This is a genomic window from bacterium (assembly GCA_013360215.1).
In the GTDB taxonomy this organism is placed as follows: Bacteria; CLD3; CLD3; order SB21; family SB21; genus JABWCP01.
The window spans coordinates 96,947-114,556 of the sequence record JABWCP010000002.1; the positions used below are offsets into that span (position 1 = coordinate 96,947).

Sequence of the window (17,610 nt, forward strand, 5' to 3'; positions counted from 1 at the left end):
TCCTAAAAGGATTAATTAAAAGATATGGGACAACGAAAAGTATATGAATAACGTATAGATGATGATTTTGTTCCGCGATATTTTCATATTTGATACTTTATAAAAAAAATGTTTATCATAGTTTTTTAATACCTCATATTGTATGTGTAACTAAAATATCCATTATCTTTAGTTTTTATGATTCTTATTGCCGGTGTCAGCATAGCCGCATTTATAGCCGCTTTATTGATTTCTAAAAAACAAAAAGCACAAGGCGACGTTATTCTTACGGCATGGATGATGATTATCGCAGTACAAATGCTGTTTTACCATGCGTACATAACCGACATTATTTTCAGATATCCTGCCTTTCTTGCCTGGGAAAGACCGCTTCCGTTGTTACATGGTGTATTATTGTATTGGTACGTTGCCACGATGACCGATCAAATGCCATCCTCTAAGTTTCTTTTGTATCTTCATTTTATTCCAACTTTGATTTTTTATCTGGTACTTATTCCATTTTTTTTGCGACCGGTTGAAGAAAAAATTTGGGTTTATCGTAACGAAGGCGCCGGATATGAAACATTGGATACACTTCGGATGGGAATGATAATCTTATCGGGTACCATTTACATCATCTGGTCAGCTATTCTTTTGTCCAGGCACAAACGGCGCATTTTAAACCGTTTTTCATATGAAGAAAAGATCAATCTTCAATGGTTGCGCATTCTTACATGGGGCTTAGGCGCAGTTTGGTTGCTCATTTTTGTATCCGATGAAGTGTTATCCGTTGGTGTTACAATTTTTGTATTTATGATCGGCTTTTTTGGTATTCGGCAATCACGCATTTTTAAAACAACTGAAATTAATTTAGAAGAACCCGAAAAAGAAAAATATGCCAAATCCGGCTTGACCAAAGAAACAGCTGAGACCCTATACGCAGGCCTGATGAGATTGATGAATGAAGATGCAGTGTATCAGAAAAATGATCTCTCCATTTATGATCTCGCTACGCGACTTGACGTTCATCCTAATTACCTTTCTCAAGTTATCAACGAACTTGAAAAGAAAAATTTTTACGATTTCGTTAACCAATATCGGTTAAATCATTTTATCAAACTGATATCCGACACACGAAACCGTCATTTAACGTTTCTTGCTCTAGCCTATGAAAGTGGGTTCAATTCTAAATCTTCATTCAATCGATATTTCAAAAAGGCGACCGGCAAAACGCCGTCAGAGTATTTTTCGAGCGAAGGACTAGTGAATTAACTCTGAATCAGAAAACGAATTTAACAAATATTCACCAATCATCGCATGACCTCTTTTCTTCTTTACATCATATTCGCTTATCTCATCGGGGGTCTGTGTGGGGCGTATTATCTGCTACGCTGGAAAATAGGCGAAAACCTCCGCGATCACGGGAGTGGAAACCTGGGTGCGACGAACGCTGGAAGAGTACTTGGAAAAGCAGGCTTTATTATTACGTTTTTATGGGATGCTGGTAAAGGCTCAGCGATCATTTATGTGGCTCGAATTTTGGATTATGATCAACCTCTTATCTGGATTTGCGCCATCGCCGTAGTGGCCGGCCATATCTGGCCGATCCAATTGCAATTTAAAGGAGGCAAAGGCGCTGCTACACTGATTGGAATATTAGTAGTATTGGACGCATATTTGCTGTGGCCATTACTTATTATTTTTCTGACGTCTTTTGTGATTCTACGAAAATTCGGTATAGCCGGTGCTCTGGCTTTCTTTACTTTACCATTCGTCGTATGGCTGCGAGGCTATGAACCACTCTCTGTAATACTCAGTATCATTCTGACGATCATTGTCATTTTCGCATACCGCGATCATATCGTTACGTTTGTAAGTGTATTTAAAAAAAGAAGCCGGAATAAATAAGCCGCTATCTATATTATAAAGTAAATTGCAAAAATTTTAGGAGAAACTATATGTCCATACGTCCAGTCAAACGCATTATTCAGTCCACACCTACGATGGAAGGTGCCGGCGTAAGGCTACGACGCGCTTTTGGTTTTGGTAATACGGAGGATTATGATCCTTTTTTGATGTTAGACGATTTTAGAAATGATAATCCAAATGATTATATGGCCGGTTTCCCATGGCATCCGCATCGTGGTATAGAAACCATTACTTATGTATTAGCCGGTAATGTAGAGCACAAAGACAGTTTAGGCAATGCGGGTTCGCTTGGCGCAGGTGATGTACAGTGGATGACAGCCGGCAGCGGCATTTTACATCAGGAAATGCCCCAAGGCGATGCGCAAGGGCGAATGCACGGTTTTCAGTTGTGGGCCAATCTTCCTTCTTCGCTCAAAATGACAGGCCCGCGTTATCAAGATGTCAAAAGTAAAGACATCCCGGAGATTTCAGAAGATGACGGCACAAAAATACGTGTTGTATGCGGCGACTACGGAGGACAGAAAGGGCCAGTGGACGGTATTGCCGCAGATCCTCGGTATCTTGATGTGTTTGTTCCGCCGGGAAAACGTAAAACTTTAAAAGTAGAAACTTACCGGCAAGCATTTGCATATATATTTGAAGGCTCCGGTTCGTTTCGCGATGCTTCACAGCCGCATGGTGTTTTGACTGAGGCGCCGGATGACCATGATAATGTGTTACGCTCGAAGGCCGGAAATCGTTCATTGGTGCTTTTTGACTCCGGTGACGAAGTCACCGTACAAGCGGGCGATGAAGGGATTCGATTTTTATTAGTTTCCGGGCGACCGATCAAAGAACCCGTCGCATGGTATGGCCCGATCGTGATGAATACCAATGCTGAGCTTCAACAAGCCGTTTCCGAATTACGAAACGGAACTTTTATCAAACATGGATAATTTATTTTAAAACATTCATGGCTAAGCCGCTGTCAAAACCTCTTTTTTTTCCTACCTCGGAAGATCTGCGACGTTGGTTCGAAAAATATCATGACACCGCCGACGAATTAGTTGTAGGTTATTACAAAAAAGCTACAGGGAAGCCTAGCATTACTTGGCAGGATTCAGTAGATCAGGCTTTGTGTTTTGGATGGATTGACAGCATACGGCATAAGATTAACGCCGAAGCGTTTCAGAATCGATTTACACCGCGTAAGCCGGGTAGCATCTGGAGCGAGGTGAATACAAAGAGATTTAGAGAACTCAACAAAGAAGGAATGATACATCCCTCTGGTTTGGAGGCGTTCAAAAAACGCGATATAAAAAAATCTAAACTATATTCCTACGAAAGAGCAAATGCAGATTTACCGGATGCCCTCATTTCGATCTTTCAGAGCAATGTCGTAGCGTGGGATTTCTTTGAATTGCAATCACCATCGTATCGCAAAGCGGCAATTTGGTGGGTGGTAAGCGCCAAACAGGATGCCACACAAAAAAAGCGTCTTAATATCCTCGTCAAGGATTCAGAAAATAAGCGCCCCATTGCACTTTTACGCCGCCCTTCAAAAAAGTAGTTGCCACGCGCTCAAAGCGGTTGTATTTTGCACCAACATATCACATTATTTCCTAATTCATCAATATGGCGCGCACACCTTCGAACATGGCCTCGCTCGGGACATTCGCTCCTGATTTTGACCTTCCTGATGTTATCTCCAAAAAAAACATTAAACTGGCGGGTTTCAATGAAAAACCAGCTTTGCTCGTTATGTTTATCAGCAGGCATTGCCCTTTTGTAGTGCATGTCGAAAATGAATTAGCGCGTATCGGAAAAGATTACCCGCAGATCGGCATTGTAGCCATTTGTTCCAATGATATCGAAAATTATCCTGAAGACGCACCGGATCAATTACGCGAACAAGCTAACCGGTTACAATTTACTTTTCCGTATTTGTACGATGCCTCGCAAGAGACCGCTAAGAATTATAAAGCAGCTTGTACTCCGGATTTCTTTTTATATGACCAGTCGCGCCGTTTGGTTTACAGGGGACAGTTGGACGATAGTCGCCCTAATAGCGGCATTCCGGTTACAGGAAGCGATCTACGCAATGCGATAGAGGCCGTGCTTTCCGGTCATCGGCCTTCATTAGAGCAGCGGCCGAGCCTCGGCTGCAATATCAAATGGAAATCCGGTAATGAACCTTAATGTAGTATGCGTATCCACGTATTGGCATTATATATTGAGAGCAACAATAAAACAAAAGGCGCGATCATGTTTGATTGGTTTAAGAAGAAGAATAAACTCAACCCAAACCCCAATCAAAATACAAATTTTGACTCCGGTACAATGTACGATCAATTTTCGCCAACATATGTTGCTGCCGGTTTAGCTTCTGGAGCTATTGAGAATGAAACTGTAGAAGATCGAAATACTGAAGATTCTTCGAATTCAGATAATACATCGGAAAGCAGTTCAGATTCATCCGATAGCGGTAGTGACTCCGGCGGATCCGACTAATTTTTAAGAGTAAATGAAACAAATTGACTTCTGAAGCAGTATCATATCTTCTATTCAACTTTATTCAACCCTAAAGAAGGATTACAACTATGGCTGTTCGTTCTAAAAAAGCTGTTTCCAAAAAAAACGTGGCCCGTAAATCCGCAAAGAAAAAACAAGTCAAAAAGAAGGTTCATTTTATTCCCAAAGGTTTTCATACATTGACACCTTATCTCAGTGTACACGACGGTAAAGCGGCGGTTGAGTTTTATGAAAAAGCGTTTGGCGCCAAAGAAAGAAAAGGCCGCATGTCCGATGAAAAAGGTAAAATCATGCATACGGAGATTAAAATCGGCGTATCACACTTTATGCTTTCTGATGAATTCCCGGAATACGGCAATGTAAGCCCTAAAACCGTAGGGAAGTCGCCTGTACAACTCATGATTTACGTACCCAATGTTGACATCTTATTCGAAAAAGCTATTGCCGCAGGAGCCACCGTGGTTATGGCCGTGGAAGATCAGTTTTACGGTGACCGCTCGGGACGCCTTTTAGATCCGTTCGGTTATCAATGGCATATTGCGACCCATCTGGAAAACGTTTCTCCCAAAGAAATGGCTCGCCGCGCCGCAAAGCTATATGGCGCACAGGCTTCATAAAACGTTTTTTAAAACATGGTACATTATAAGTCATGTACAACGGATGGTGAATTGCTTCAAATTCTAGACTTGCAAAAGCGCAATCATCCGGATTTGTTAACGGATGAGGAACGCCAAAGCCAGGGATTTGTTACGGTAAAACATGATTTTGAGACGCTTGAAGTTATGAATACGCCGTTTGCCCATAGTTTGGCCATCTCCGATGATCGTGTTGTGGGTTATGCTTTGACGATGGAGCGTTCGATGAAAGCACGAATACCCATCCTTCAACCAATGTTCGTTACGTTGGATACCTTATCCATCCAAAACAGAAAAATGTCCGATGGAGGATATATCGTCATGGGGCAGATCTGCGTCGAAAGAGCTTTTCGCGGAAAAGGTGTTTTTCGTGGGCTCTATTCGCATATGCGTTCACGCCTTGGACCTCATTTTCGATATCTCATCACAGAAATATCAGAGCGTAATACACGCTCGCTTAATGCCCACTCCGCTGTCGGCTTTCAAAAACTAATCACGTATGATGCGCCCGATGGTGAAAGGTGGGTGATAGTCGGATGGAATTGGAATCAATCAAATACAAAGTAAGGATACAAGTCCATGGCCGAAAACAAAACCAAAGCTACTAAGCTGAGTGTCCAGGATTTCTTAAAGACGATTAAAGATGAGCAAACCATTGAGGATTGTAATGCACTGATCAAACTAATGAAAAAAATAACAGGCAAACCAGCTGTTATGTGGGGCCCATCGATTATCGGTTTTGACAGCTATCATTACAAATATGAAAGCGGACGTGAAGGCGATATGTGCATTACCGGTTTTTCACCGCGCAAAGGTAAAATATCTATTTACATTACATCTGGTTTTGAGCGTTATACTGCTCATCTAAAAAAGATCGGCAAATGTAAAACGAGCAAAGCATGTCTGTATGTGAAGTCGCTTTCAGATATTGATACCCAAGTTCTTGAAGAAATGATAAAGGATTCGATCATTTTCATGAAAAAGAAGTGGGAATAAGAGTTTAAGCTAACTCGAGAGTCAAAAAAACAAATCATCCCAAGTTGTTATTTATTATAAAATTGGCCATGTCACCCTATAAGACGATACCTGTTTCATGTCTCATTTGACACGCTGAAGCGATCTTATCAACCCTTTTTATTAAATTTTAACTGTTTGTCAGTAAAAAGTTATCATTTAAAAAGAAGGGTAGTGTATGAAACATGTAAAAACAGTTATTCTGTTAATGGTTTTTGTCAGTTCGTTTGTTTTTGGTCACGGCGGCGGAAAAAATGTAAAACTTCACGTCAATCCAAAGTGGAAACAGTGCTCAATCCAACTTGATTCGGCATTAAACCAATCAGCATGGCGCCAGTTTACACGTGAAGCAGGGCTTGTATCATATTTTCGACCGTTGACAGATGCTAAGCCGATGGGTAAGGGAAAATATGAATTTTCTTTGCTTCAGTGGCAGTCCAAATTTAATGATACGGATGACGCGTGGAATCATACTTTTGTTCATCCGGATTCCACGCACTGGCTTAAAGAAAATGATAGGCTGCCTTTCCCGGGATTGACTTTTCGATTTGGTGTATCAGAAAAAATGGACTTAGCGGCTTATTGGACATCATCACCTGGAGCTAATTATGGTTTTTTTGGCGCTCAGGTACAATATAATCTAGTTCAAAATTGGCTTAATCAGTGGTCGGCCTCGGCACGCCTAAGTTTTGTGTCTCTCTATGGGCCAAAAGATGTCGATCTTTCGGTATATGGTTTTGATGTGATTGCCAGCCGTGATTTTACTGTTTATTCCAAATGGCTGAAAGTTACACCATATGTCGGTTTATCAAGTTACGTGTCAGATTCTCATGAAAAATCTTCAAAATTAAATCTGCACGATGAAACCGCTTGGGGTGTTCAAAGTATGGTCGGGGGAGTTATTGCTATTTCAAAAGCTAGACTTGCCGCAGAATATAATATTTCAAATATCAGCACATTTTCCGTAAAACTAGGTATTGTTTTCTGAATTAATTGATTATCATTCTCCACGGTAAAACGCTTTGTTCTTATACTATAAAAGACAAAGCGTTTTTTATTAATATCTATCAGCTTTCCGATAACAATTCGAAAACCCGAAATCCAAAAGCATTGAATTACTAATTAACCGATACAGTACGCTGTAAATTATAGTTTTATAGTTTTCTTTATTCGGCATATAAATTGTAGTATCAAATAGGCCAACATTTGTTAAAATAACCCAAGAGGGGATTTATGAGAACTCTAACATTGGTTATAATTTCATGTTTTGCTTTGAGCTGTGAGTCAATCAATCAATCATTGTGGAACCATGATGGTTCGGAAGAAAACTTGTTGTCCTACGAAGTAACCCTAATAAATAATGATGGTAATTATTCAAGATCGGGCGTTCTTCGGATTCAATGGAATAATGAAGGATTAATTACCGGTCAATGGATTATTAACCAAAACGATTCTTATGAGGTCGAAGGACAAAAACAAGATTCAGGTTTTATCATTGAGTTATTTCCTTATGGGGTAGATTCAGGAGAAAGCATCAGTGGCTCTTTTTCAACTGATAAACAGACTATCAGTGGCGATTGGGAGCAAATGACTATAGCCGGCCCTTTAACTGGTAGCTTTAATGGATTCTCAACGGGCATTCATCCTTGATGATGTGGATTTGGAATTAACAACACATTATTTAAAAATACTTATTTAAAGAAATTTCTCTTATTCATTCTTTTGAATGACTCCTGTATAGGGTGCGACCTTGTTGGCGCACCTTTTATTTTTTAGTCATATGTTAAATGTGATTCTTTTTTAAATAGAATTTTATTCGTATTATTAATGAAAATAAAACTGTTTAAATCTATGGATACTCCCGTTGCACTTGTTACAGGCTCTGGTAAAAGGTTGGGCCGAAAAATAGCATTGGCTTTAGCTGAAACCGGCTACGATATCATTGTCAATTATCATCAGTCCGTTGCCGATGCCCGTAAAACAGAAAAACTTATACGTCAAATGGGACGCAAAACGGTGTTGATCAAAGCGGATGTTCGACGTCCGGATCACATAAAAAAAATGTTCAATGAAGTGATTAAGAAATTCGGTAAAATTGATGTTCTGATCAATAACGCTGCGATTTTTCCCAAAAAAACCGAACTCCCAAATATCCCCGAATCTATATGGGATGATGTGATTGACTCGAATCTTAAATCAAGTTTTTTGTGTGCGCAAGAAGCTGCAAAATACATGCTACGCCAAAAATCCGGCAAAATAATTAACATCGCATCGTTAGGCGCATTTTTATCGTGGAAAAACTACATCCCATATAATGTATCTAAAGCCGGCGTAGTTATGCTAACGCGCAGCTTGGCTAAGGCTTTGGCGCCATATATCACTGTCAATGCTGTCGCGCCCGGTACGATCATAGTCCCGGGAGAAGAGGTGTTGTCTGAACATTTACCGACAATGGATCGTATTCCTATGAAAAAATACGGCAAACCAGCCGATATCACGGCCGCAGTTTTATTCCTACTGCAAAGCGAATACATCACCGGTCAGATCATTGGTGTGGATGGAGGGGCTACAATTCCATAATACGTGAGCCGTTCAAAGAAAAAAATTAAAAGGTAAAATTTTATTGATTTTTATTTATAATTCTATATATTTGCGACCGGATTTTGCCACAATAGCTCAGCGGTAGAGCAGCTGTTTCGTAACCGGCTGCTTTTTTTCTTTTACACCAATAATTAGAAGTAGTTATAATACTAAGTTCACTTGACAGGCGATTTAGCTGATAAGTGATATTAGTAATAGTTGTGTTTTTTATTATTTTATTGTGTTAAGTTTGACACAGTTGATTAATATCAACATAAGATATGTCAACGTTTTGTTTTGAATCTTTTTACAATAATATAATGTGAAGGTGGATAAGGAAAGGGGTATTTCAAAAGATATTTCAATTTATATAATAAGATTTCTACGACCTTGTTTTTTTTATGCTTGCGCGCGTAAAAAAGAGTATCCCTGAATTAGTTGGAACATGGCACGTCAAAAACACATTGACAGTCAAGTCAAAAAGCAGGGATCATGTATAATGAACCTAATAGTTTCTCGTTTTTTGTAATAATGAGAAAATCATGAAACAGTTATTTGTCTTTTCTATATTGGCTCTCACATCATGTGAAATTCAAAAAGAGCAACAAACTTGTTTAAACGAAAATCATACAAGAAAACTTCATGCTACTGTATGGCGCGAACAGAACAATTCAATGTATGTCGTCTTTCATGAGAATGGATTTCGTTATGATGTTTATTTTTCAATCGAACCGCCAGTAGGTGAATGCTATAAAGTTCGTACTGCAAAATATACTGAGGGAGACGGGATTGTCCGGATAGGTGACGTTGATTATATCTATACGCTCAAAGGCGACACACTACGACGCTACTTACAAGCAAGCTCTTTGATACTACAGGAAGTACTAATCGTAACAACAGTATCGTTTGACACACTTACTTACTGCCTTGGAAGCGAGAATCCGTTTTAAACATGGTTATATTAAACGTGAGGATTGGAGCCGATGATCAGGATCGAACTGATGACCTTTTGATTACGAATCAAACGCTCTACCAACTGAGCTACATCGGCCAAAAAAATGCGCGTAATTATAACTAATTTTAATTATATTTTCAAGCCTAAAATATGTTGTTTTTTGTAAGTTTAAAGTGATAAGTAAACTGATCAGTGCTGTTAAGTAAAAAGTTCTTTTAAATTATTGTTTTATTAGCGATTAGGTAAGTGGGGTTACTGTTTCGTAAACAGCAGGTCGCAGGTTCGAATCCCGCTTGTGGCTCTTCAAAACCTGATCATCATGTGATCAGGTTTTCTTTTTAGCTCTCACTTATCACGCTAATTAGCTTTTTACAAAACACCTCGTTCCAAATCCCATTTAAGGTTAATTCAAATTTTCTTGAATAAACCTTTATTTGCATTTATCTTTACATCACTTTTCCTTTCCAAATAATATATACCCATTTATGAACACAAGTGATGCCATTCAGTTTTATAACGTATTGGTAAAAAATCACGAACGGCGCATTCAAACCGTTTTTGAAAAACATCTGAAGCAATGCGCAAAGGAAAAACTGACCTTTGGCGGGCGGCATATGTACAGTTTCCTGAGACCCAATTTTATTACACTGGAACAATACCGTTATATCCAATACGTTTGCAAGATACTTCGTAATGCCGTTACGAAATTTAAAAATGCCGCGCTCGAAAATCCAATCATCATGGAACAAGCCGGTCTTTTAGATAGGGAACGCGAACTCGTAATGATGGACCCGGGATATGACAGACTATCGATCACCGCCCGATGGGATTCATTTATGGCCGGCGACGAATTAAAGTTCGTGGAGCTTAATGCCGAATGCCCTGCAGGGATTGCTTATTCCGATATTGCAGCCAAGGTGTATGATAGGTTACCGATGATACGCGAATTCAAAAAACACTATAACGTTGAAAAATTCGCCATCCGTCAGGAATTACTGAACGGATTATTATCTACGTACGCCGTTTGGCGAGGAAACAAAAAGAACAAGAAGCCACGCATCGCCATAGTAGACTGGAGAGAAGTACCGACATTTACCGAGTTTCAACTTTTTAAGGAATTTTTTAAATCTAAAAAATTAGACTGTATTATCGTAGATCCGCGTGATCTGACGTATGAAAAAGGTCGCCTCATGGCTGGAAAAAAGGAAATAGATCTGGTTTATAAGCGGATATTGACCAACGACTGTGTTGAAAAACCGGAGGAAACAAAAGCCTTAGTGCAAGCGTACTGCGATCAAAACGTATGTATGATCAATCCTTTTCGGGCTAAGCTTGTTCACAAAAAATCAATGTTCGCTGTTTTGACCCATGAAAAAAATCAAAACCTTTTTAATGGTGAAGAGCTTTCAGTCGTACTCAAACATATCCCATGGACTCGAATGCTCCGTGATGAAATCACATACTTTAACGGGAAACAGATTGATCTTTTTGACTACGTATCTACACATAAAAACAATTTCGTCATAAAGCCCAATGATGAGTACGGAGGAAAAGGGGTTTGTTTAGGAATGGAAGCTACCGACCAGCAGTGGAGCGCTGTGCTCCACGAGGCAAAAAACGGGGAGCACTATGTAGTGCAGGAGCTTGTAAAAATACCCAAACAACCTTTTCCAACAGTTATCAATGGTAATTTAGAGTTTGTTGATATGGTTGTTGATATGGATCCGTATGCATTCGGTCCGAATGTTGAAGGTATATTGACACGGTTATCGGCATCTTCACTAGCAAATGTTACTGCTGGCGGGGGTACAACCCCGACTTTTGTTATTACTAAAAAAACAAAAAAAGCAAAAAAAACTTTTAAAATTAAGGCGAGTAGAGTCAAATCCAAACAAAAGCCTAAATCAAGTTATTTAAAAACAAACATTAAAAAGACTAAAAAGAGCACTACTATAAAAAAGGCGTAAAAAAGAAAAATAGAACTGATCAATAAAAACAAATGTTTAATAATATGAATAACCCCGCTTTCACGATAGGAATTGAAGAAGAATTTCAAACTGTAGACCCTGAAACGCGTGAATTGCGTTCTCATGTCAGTGGTCAAATGATCGAGGAAGGTAAATTACTTCTTTCCGAGCAGATCAAAATGGAAATGCATCAGTCCGTAGTAGAAGTTGGAACGAACATTTGTCAAAACATAGCTGAAGCAAAGGCTGATGTTATAAAGCTGCGTCGTACCATCCATGAACTTGCCACCAAACGGGGGCTTGGTATCGTTGCTGCCAGTACACACCCGTTTAGTGATTGGAAAACTCAACCCATTACGGAGCATGAACGGTATAAAGAGATAGTCGAAAACATGGGGGATGTGGCACGTGCCAATCTAATTTTCGGATTACACGTTCATATAGGCATGCCGGATAATGAATCGTGCATTGCGATTCAAAACCAAATAAGATACTTTTTACCTCATATTTTAGCACTTTCGACAAGTTCACCGTTTTGGATCGGTCGAAGTACTGGCTTAAGCTCGATCAGGACCCAAATTTTTAGGCGTTTTCCACGAACTGATATCCCACCGATTTTCGACTCATGGTCAGATTTTGAAGATTATGTAAACCTCTTAATTCAAACGAAATGCATTGATAACGGCAAAAGAATTTGGTGGGATGCACGACCTCATCCGAGCTTTGGAACTTTGGAAGTTAGGATTTGCGATTTGCCTACGCGCGTAGATGAAACGATAGCAATTGCGGCTTTGATACAAGCGCTAATGCATACATTATACAGAACTTATAAGAAAAATATGTCCTGGCGCATCTATCCCAATCAATTGATATCAGAAAATAAATGGAGGGCAAGTAGGTACGGGTTACATGGTAAATTGATTGACTTTGGTAAAAAAGAAGAAGTACCGACAAAAGAACTAATTTATGAACTAATTCGTTTTGTAGATGATTCTGTCGAAGAACTTGGAAGTCGCAATGAAATTAACTATATTTATAAAATTTTAGACGGTGGCACCAGTTCTGATCGGCAGTTGGCCGTGTACGAACAGTCCGGCAGGGACTTAAAAGCCGTTGTAGATTTTCTATTACGCGATACTTTGGAAGGCTTGTATTGACAATTTTTTTCATAAAATAATATCAACTTATTAAATAATTGGAGGTTATATGGGTATTTTCACACGTATGGCGGATATCGTAAAAGCCAACATCAATGACTTTTTGGACAAGGCCGAAGATCCTGAAAAAATGATCAAACAAATGGTCATCGAAATGGAAGAAGCAGTAAATAAGGCTACAACAGCCGTTGGAACAGCTATCGCTAATCAAAAAAGACTCGAAAAACAGTTCAATGAAAACAAAAAGCTGGCCGATGAATGGCAAAACAAGGCTGTTCAGGCGGTTAATGCCGGACGCGATGATTTGGCTTCACAGGCTTTGGCAAAGAAAAACTCGTATGCGACGGCTGCCGCTTCTTTAGAGCCGACGTTACAACAAGCTACGGCTACAGCCGAACAAATGAAGACACAGTTGCAACAATTAAAAGCTAAACTTGACGAAGCTCGTGTCAAACAAAACACCTTGATAGCTCGCCACCAAGCTGCAAAAGCTAAAAAAATGATTGCTCAACAAATGTCTGGCATCGGCGGCGGCGCTTTTGGCAACTTCGATAAGTTTGAGAAAAAGGTTGAAGATGTCGAAGCGGAAGCAGATGCGCATGTTGAACTTTCAGGACAAAATACAAGTCTAGATGATGAATTTAAAAAGCTATCAACAGATACCACAGTTGATTCTGAATTAGCCGCTTTGAAAGCTCAATTAGGTAAATAATATTTTAATTTTTATCAGGGGCTGATTCAATTCTGAAACAGCCCCTTTTATTCATTCTGATTCGATGCATAATATATATTATGTAAACTTATTAAAATCCACTTACTTCCTTATTTTTATTACAAATTGAGTTCCTTTTCCTAGTGCTGTTTTAAACTCGAGATCTGAATTGATCTGCTTTATAATTCCAAAAGCTACGCTAAGCCCGAGTCCACTACCTTTGCCTACATCTTTGGTAGTAAAGAATGGGTCAAACATTCTTTCTTGTACTTCTTTTGATATGCCTAAGCCATTATCTGTAATACTTATGTTAATCTCTTCTGGATTAGCGAACAAACTTACTATTATTTTAGGAATTTCTGATTTGTTTAAACGAGCTGCATCAATTCCATTTTCGATAATAGCCATGATAGCTTGATTTAGTAATCCTGGATTGCACGCAAGTTCAGCCGATTCAGTTCGATCACATTTTTTTGAATAATTAAATTCTACATCGGTATATTGGCTTTTCACTAAATAAATCATCGTTTCAAGACTATCGCACAAATTGACTGTTTTGAATTCGGCGGAATCTAAATTACTGAAATTTTTTAGTTTATTTACTATGTCAACAATTCTTTTAGAGCCATTATTGCAAGAAGCCAGTAATTTATCTAAGTCATTGATCAAAAACTGATAGTCAATTCGTTCTTTAATCGAATTAACATAATGTTTTTGTTGATCTATGGTGTCGAAATCCTTATCCCAAACAGATACTAATGCTTTTAAATCGTTGACATATTCCGCTAATGATTGCAGGTTACCATCTATAAAAGTCAAAGGATTGTTTATTTCGTGAGCAATACCTGCTGTCATAGTTCCAAGCGATGCCAATTTTTCCTTCTGTACGAGTTGTAGTTCTTTTTCTTCCAATTGTTTATAAGCTTTTTCTAATTCAGATTTACGCTGACTTAATTCAAACTGCGCTTGAAATGACTTTTTCCTCAAATGCACATGTATATAAGCGCCGGACAATGCAACCATGTACAAAAATAGCATCACCGACTGACGATAGATATAGCTATCGGTTTCGACATCTGTTTCAAGAAAATAAATACACGCATTAGAAAAAAATATAATCACATATAAGTACAAATATTGCCTGAAGGTGTAATTAAAAAAGGCTAAAATATACACGGCTATCACGATGTAAACCGGATACGTTGGCGCTTCATACCCTCCTAAACGTATGATAAAAAAAGGAAACGTAATGGCCCAAACCGTGAAAAGAATCAGAGATATCTGTGTAACATTTTGCCTGAATGAACGGTAACGAAATAAAAATAATAGAAGTACACCCAAACCAATCAAAGCTAAATTATAATACGGAACGCCTCCCCATCCGCTTATAATTCGTACAATGCCAACAATGAACTGAGTAAAAATCAAAAACCATATAAATACGACTGCATTTTTCCTATTTTGATTATTAGCTATTCGATGAAATTCGGTACGCGCATTCGGATTCGAATCGAAAAAACTTGCAAGCTCCGATTCATGGAAGCCCGTAATTTTTTCTAAAAATGAAACCATAGTTGTGTTTTATGATATATGTGAATAGGCAAACTAATAAATGATAATCATTTAAAATCCAGTTATCAAAATATTTCTTGTATATGCTGCATTCTGATGTTAATTTGATCGCCGTAGGTCGGTTTCTCACACTAATAATATAAATATATCTTCTCTCATGGAACAAGTAGGCATTAATAGTAATGTATATGCCGGTGGTAAGATTTTTCATATCCAAACCGCTGGAAGCTATAATGATCTCGTTGTACAATCTGAAATTTTTGAAGCCGGGCGCATTATTTCTGTTCAAAAGAAACGTATTACTGATGTAACAGAAATGCCGGAAGATGATTTTCGAGAATTCGTCAAAAAGTATCATCATGAAGTAGCGTGGGAAGTTGAACTCATGTTTTTTATGCGTGAAAAGATCAGAAACACCACGCATACGGTATCCAATAGCAAAATTGGCCTTTTATTCTTGAGAAAAGGCTTTCTTGATGAAGCCATTTCCGAATTTCAACATACGATCGAGCATGATCCGGATCTTGTGGAAGTTTACAATCATTTAGGACTCGCCTATCTACAGCGTGGCGATTTTTCGCTAGCTATCGAATCTATTCAAAAAGGCATCGAACTGAGACCTCAATTTCCTGATCTGCGTAATAACCTCGGGTTTGCATATGGTAAAGCGAAAAAGTATAGTGAAGCGATAACGGAATATGATAAAGCATTAGCGATTAACCCCCACTATGTAGTCGTGCATCTAAATAAAGCGATAACTTTCCTCGAAAGTATTCTCAACAATGGCGATACAGGAAGTCTTCCGGAAGTTCAAGATCGAATACTCACCGTAAGCTCTATTTTTAAAACCACATTGATGACAAATCCTGATTTTGCAAATTATCGTTTTTATACATTTAGATTTGAAAAGATTTTAAAACATTTGACCGCATCAGCTTATGTCCAAGCCATTGACATTATTTTGGAAGTTAAAGAATCTATTCAAAAACCAAGTCTTGATGAGACTATTCACGGATTTTATTTAAAGTTCCTTTTCGGAGGAGCCGGTAAGGATGAAAAAGTTATTAACGACTACCGCGCACAATTAGAGCAACATATAAACGAAAATCCGACTTACGCCGATTTGCATAATTCGCTTGGTTTAGTATATCTGATTCAATGCCGAAATTTATTCCTTAAGGCCATGTCGCAATTCAAAAAAGCTTACGAAATAAACCCTTCTTACAAAACCGCGTATAAAAATTTTCGTTTAGTACAGAATGACGGGCGCGAATTCCTCAATCTACTTCGCGCTATCTTAAAATAATTCCCACCTTTTTTATCATCACTTTATTTCTATTAATTTCTCATTTCATGACTGTTTTATCGTTTCGGAGTATAATCTAATAATGGTAGTCTCTACCTCAAAAAGCATCAATATTTGTATTTTTTTGAGAAAGTGAATTATTATCGAACAAATATAATAATTTGGAGTGTTAAGCTCATCACAGAAACCCTGTAAACTGCATCACACTAATTTATTTAAGTTCTATAAAAACAAGTCGTTAATATTCTAATATTAACATTGGTACGTATTTTGTTCTAAATGATTATCAGTAATAAATAATGAAAGAAGGTTATCTGATGATCCCCGGTGTCAAGCTAAATAGTGAAGTTTTCGATAACATGAAACTTTGTAACCGAAAAACGGTGCTTGTGGTAGAAGATGAACCTGGAATTCGTTTTGTAACGTCAGAATTCTTAAAGATGAGTAATTTTCAGGTCGTAACGGCGGAAAACGGTCAAGAGGCTATGAAAATTATAGTGGATAATAAGATCGATGTCGTAGTAACGGATATCATGATGCCTAAAGTAAACGGGTTGGAACTTTTAAAATTTGTTCGTCGACTCAAAGGTGAGTCATTCCCTGTCGTTGTTGTTTCGGGTTCGGATTTAGAAAGTTTGCGCGTCATTGAAAGTGAACATACACGCACGCTGAGAAAACCTTACGGATTAGATCGTTTGGCAAAAGAAATACAAAGCATATCTCAAAACTAAACTCATTAACTGCCTTTAATCAAAGTTATTTCATCAATTTTATCGTATTCTTCCAAACAAACTTTTACTTTATCATTCATTTCTGAAGTAATTTTTTTTCCATAAATATCCGATTGGATCGGCAACTCGCGACATCCCCTGTCTATAAGTACGGCCAACTGAATCCGTGACGGTCGCCCGAAATCCATAAGTTCATCCATTGCCGCTCGCACCGATCGACCCGTAAAAAGCACATCATCGACAAGCACCAGGGGGCGTTCATTGATGTTAAAACGTATCTCGGTACTTTGTACTAATGGTTGCTTTAGCTTCGCTCTCGTATCATCCCGATAAAAGCTCACATCTAATACTCCCATCGGCAGCTCAATATCGGAAAATTTTTTAATCAAAATTTGTAATCGACGCGCAATAAATTCACCGCGGGTCCTCATCCCTATTAAAGCTAGAGACTCTATGTTCGGATTGGAAGAAATGAGCGATCGCGCCATACTTTCAAGCATGGTATTAATTTCCTGTGCCCTTGCTATGGTTATAGTTTTTTCTACGGCATTCATCTCTAATT

General features: G+C 38.5%; 20 protein-coding genes and 1 tRNA gene. 18 read left to right on the plus strand and 3 right to left on the minus strand.

Annotation, left to right across the window (positions count from 1 at the left end):
- Positions 1 to 177 precede the first annotated feature (177 nt).
- From HUU58_01860 to HUU58_01920, 13 genes are all read left to right on the plus strand, one after another.
- Entirely contained in the window at positions 178 to 1,251 is a 1,074-nt protein-coding gene (locus tag HUU58_01860; GenBank protein NUN44401.1) for an AraC family transcriptional regulator, read from the plus strand.
- Positions 1,252 to 1,296: 45 nt separating this feature from the next.
- Positions 1,297 to 1,887, plus strand: a complete 591-nt coding sequence (locus HUU58_01865; protein ID NUN44402.1) for a glycerol-3-phosphate acyltransferase — start codon at positions 1,297 to 1,299, stop codon at positions 1,885 to 1,887.
- Between the two features lie 50 nt (positions 1,888 to 1,937).
- Positions 1,938 to 2,843, plus strand: a complete 906-nt coding sequence (locus HUU58_01870; protein ID NUN44403.1) for a pirin family protein — start codon at positions 1,938 to 1,940, stop codon at positions 2,841 to 2,843.
- Positions 2,844 to 2,860: 17 nt separating this feature from the next.
- Positions 2,861 to 3,457, plus strand: coding sequence for a YdeI/OmpD-associated family protein (locus HUU58_01875; GenBank protein ID NUN44404.1), 597 nt, complete (start codon positions 2,861 to 2,863; stop codon positions 3,455 to 3,457).
- A gap of 65 nt (positions 3,458 to 3,522) precedes the next feature.
- Entirely contained in the window at positions 3,523 to 4,086 is a 564-nt protein-coding gene (locus HUU58_01880) for a thioredoxin family protein (GenBank protein ID NUN44405.1), read from the plus strand.
- Positions 4,087 to 4,092: 6 nt separating this feature from the next.
- On the plus strand, positions 4,093 to 4,398 hold the full coding sequence (locus HUU58_01885) for a hypothetical protein (GenBank protein ID NUN44406.1): 306 nt from the start codon (positions 4,093 to 4,095) through the stop codon (positions 4,396 to 4,398).
- Positions 4,399 to 4,487: 89 nt separating this feature from the next.
- Positions 4,488 to 5,036 (plus strand): VOC family protein, encoded by a 549-nt coding sequence (locus HUU58_01890; GenBank protein NUN44407.1) that lies wholly within the window; start codon positions 4,488 to 4,490, stop codon positions 5,034 to 5,036.
- A 15-nt stretch (positions 5,037 to 5,051) separates the two neighbouring features.
- Positions 5,052 to 5,621: a GNAT family N-acetyltransferase gene (locus tag HUU58_01895; protein NUN44408.1), complete on the plus strand. Its 570-nt coding sequence runs from the start codon at positions 5,052 to 5,054 to the stop codon at positions 5,619 to 5,621.
- A 12-nt stretch (positions 5,622 to 5,633) separates the two neighbouring features.
- The gene (locus HUU58_01900; GenBank protein ID NUN44409.1) at positions 5,634 to 6,050 is read left to right on the plus strand and encodes a DUF1801 domain-containing protein; all 417 of its coding nucleotides are present in this window, start codon (positions 5,634 to 5,636) and stop codon (positions 6,048 to 6,050) included.
- A 196-nt stretch (positions 6,051 to 6,246) separates the two neighbouring features.
- Complete coding sequence (locus HUU58_01905) at positions 6,247 to 7,056, plus strand: hypothetical protein (protein ID NUN44410.1); 810 nt, start codon at positions 6,247 to 6,249, stop codon at positions 7,054 to 7,056.
- A gap of 245 nt (positions 7,057 to 7,301) precedes the next feature.
- The gene (locus HUU58_01910; protein ID NUN44411.1) at positions 7,302 to 7,718 is read left to right on the plus strand and encodes a hypothetical protein; all 417 of its coding nucleotides are present in this window, start codon (positions 7,302 to 7,304) and stop codon (positions 7,716 to 7,718) included.
- Between the two features lie 201 nt (positions 7,719 to 7,919).
- On the plus strand, positions 7,920 to 8,648 hold the full coding sequence (locus HUU58_01915) for an SDR family oxidoreductase (GenBank protein ID NUN44412.1): 729 nt from the start codon (positions 7,920 to 7,922) through the stop codon (positions 8,646 to 8,648).
- A 542-nt stretch (positions 8,649 to 9,190) separates the two neighbouring features.
- Positions 9,191 to 9,598 carry a hypothetical protein gene (locus HUU58_01920; GenBank protein NUN44413.1) on the plus strand — a complete coding sequence of 136 codons (408 nt, stop codon included), beginning with the start codon at positions 9,191 to 9,193 and terminating at the stop codon, positions 9,596 to 9,598.
- Positions 9,599 to 9,623: 25 nt separating this feature from the next.
- Here the strand turns inward: HUU58_01920 and HUU58_01925 are convergent.
- Positions 9,624 to 9,699, minus strand: a tRNA-Thr gene (locus HUU58_01925).
- Between the two features lie 389 nt (positions 9,700 to 10,088).
- Between HUU58_01925 and HUU58_01930 the strand changes: the two genes are divergently transcribed.
- The 3 genes from HUU58_01930 to HUU58_01940 are packed head-to-tail and all read left to right on the plus strand — an operon-like array spanning position 10,089 to position 13,439.
- Positions 10,089 to 11,570: a circularly permuted type 2 ATP-grasp protein gene (locus HUU58_01930; protein NUN44414.1), complete on the plus strand. Its 1,482-nt coding sequence runs from the start codon at positions 10,089 to 10,091 to the stop codon at positions 11,568 to 11,570.
- 44 nt (positions 11,571 to 11,614) lie between these two features.
- Positions 11,615 to 12,727 (plus strand): carboxylate-amine ligase, encoded by a 1,113-nt coding sequence (locus HUU58_01935; GenBank protein ID NUN44415.1) that lies wholly within the window; start codon positions 11,615 to 11,617, stop codon positions 12,725 to 12,727.
- Positions 12,728 to 12,776: 49 nt separating this feature from the next.
- Positions 12,777 to 13,439, plus strand: coding sequence for a PspA/IM30 family protein (locus tag HUU58_01940; protein ID NUN44416.1), 663 nt, complete (start codon positions 12,777 to 12,779; stop codon positions 13,437 to 13,439).
- Positions 13,440 to 13,541: 102 nt separating this feature from the next.
- Here the strand turns inward: HUU58_01940 and HUU58_01945 are convergent, their stop codons facing one another.
- The gene (locus HUU58_01945) at positions 13,542 to 15,011 is read right to left on the minus strand and encodes a HAMP domain-containing histidine kinase (protein NUN44417.1); all 1,470 of its coding nucleotides are present in this window, start codon (positions 15,009 to 15,011) and stop codon (positions 13,542 to 13,544) included.
- Positions 15,012 to 15,168: 157 nt separating this feature from the next.
- Between HUU58_01945 and HUU58_01950 the strand changes: the two genes are divergently transcribed.
- Together HUU58_01950 and HUU58_01955 are read left to right on the plus strand one after the other, a co-directional pair.
- Positions 15,169 to 16,317 (plus strand): tetratricopeptide repeat protein, encoded by a 1,149-nt coding sequence (locus HUU58_01950; protein NUN44418.1) that lies wholly within the window; start codon positions 15,169 to 15,171, stop codon positions 16,315 to 16,317.
- A gap of 299 nt (positions 16,318 to 16,616) precedes the next feature.
- Entirely contained in the window at positions 16,617 to 17,048 is a 432-nt protein-coding gene (locus HUU58_01955) for a response regulator (GenBank protein ID NUN44419.1), read from the plus strand.
- A 5-nt stretch (positions 17,049 to 17,053) separates the two neighbouring features.
- Here HUU58_01955 and pyrR read toward each other — a convergent pair whose 3' ends face one another.
- Positions 17,054 to 17,602 carry a bifunctional pyr operon transcriptional regulator/uracil phosphoribosyltransferase PyrR gene (gene pyrR / locus HUU58_01960; GenBank protein ID NUN44420.1) on the minus strand — a complete coding sequence of 183 codons (549 nt, stop codon included), beginning with the start codon at positions 17,600 to 17,602 and terminating at the stop codon, positions 17,054 to 17,056.
- Positions 17,603 to 17,610: the final 8 nt, after the last annotated feature.

Coding starts and splice junctions, on each gene's coding strand:
- HUU58_01905 (NUN44410.1), top strand. CDS start 6,247: ATGAAACATGTAAAAACAGTTATTCTGTTAATGGTTTTTGTCAGTTCG.
- HUU58_01860 (NUN44401.1), top strand. CDS start 178: ATGATTCTTATTGCCGGTGTCAGCATAGCCGCATTTATAGCCGCTTTA.
- pyrR (NUN44420.1), bottom strand. CDS start 17,602: ATGAATGCCGTAGAAAAAACTATAACCATAGCAAGGGCACAGGAAATT.
- HUU58_01870 (NUN44403.1), top strand. CDS start 1,938: ATGTCCATACGTCCAGTCAAACGCATTATTCAGTCCACACCTACGATG.
- HUU58_01910 (NUN44411.1), top strand. CDS start 7,302: ATGAGAACTCTAACATTGGTTATAATTTCATGTTTTGCTTTGAGCTGT.
- HUU58_01940 (NUN44416.1), top strand. CDS start 12,777: ATGGGTATTTTCACACGTATGGCGGATATCGTAAAAGCCAACATCAAT.
- HUU58_01950 (NUN44418.1), top strand. CDS start 15,169: ATGGAACAAGTAGGCATTAATAGTAATGTATATGCCGGTGGTAAGATT.
- HUU58_01955 (NUN44419.1), top strand. CDS start 16,617: ATGAAAGAAGGTTATCTGATGATCCCCGGTGTCAAGCTAAATAGTGAA.
- HUU58_01895 (NUN44408.1), top strand. CDS start 5,052: ATGGTACATTATAAGTCATGTACAACGGATGGTGAATTGCTTCAAATT.
- HUU58_01865 (NUN44402.1), top strand. CDS start 1,297: ATGACCTCTTTTCTTCTTTACATCATATTCGCTTATCTCATCGGGGGT.
- HUU58_01920 (NUN44413.1), top strand. CDS start 9,191: ATGAAACAGTTATTTGTCTTTTCTATATTGGCTCTCACATCATGTGAA.
- HUU58_01885 (NUN44406.1), top strand. CDS start 4,093: ATGCGTATCCACGTATTGGCATTATATATTGAGAGCAACAATAAAACA.
- HUU58_01930 (NUN44414.1), top strand. CDS start 10,089: ATGAACACAAGTGATGCCATTCAGTTTTATAACGTATTGGTAAAAAAT.
- HUU58_01945 (NUN44417.1), bottom strand. CDS start 15,011: ATGGTTTCATTTTTAGAAAAAATTACGGGCTTCCATGAATCGGAGCTT.
- HUU58_01890 (NUN44407.1), top strand. CDS start 4,488: ATGGCTGTTCGTTCTAAAAAAGCTGTTTCCAAAAAAAACGTGGCCCGT.
- HUU58_01915 (NUN44412.1), top strand. CDS start 7,920: ATGGATACTCCCGTTGCACTTGTTACAGGCTCTGGTAAAAGGTTGGGC.
- HUU58_01935 (NUN44415.1), top strand. CDS start 11,615: ATGAATAACCCCGCTTTCACGATAGGAATTGAAGAAGAATTTCAAACT.
- HUU58_01875 (NUN44404.1), top strand. CDS start 2,861: ATGGCTAAGCCGCTGTCAAAACCTCTTTTTTTTCCTACCTCGGAAGAT.
- HUU58_01900 (NUN44409.1), top strand. CDS start 5,634: ATGGCCGAAAACAAAACCAAAGCTACTAAGCTGAGTGTCCAGGATTTC.
- HUU58_01880 (NUN44405.1), top strand. CDS start 3,523: ATGGCGCGCACACCTTCGAACATGGCCTCGCTCGGGACATTCGCTCCT.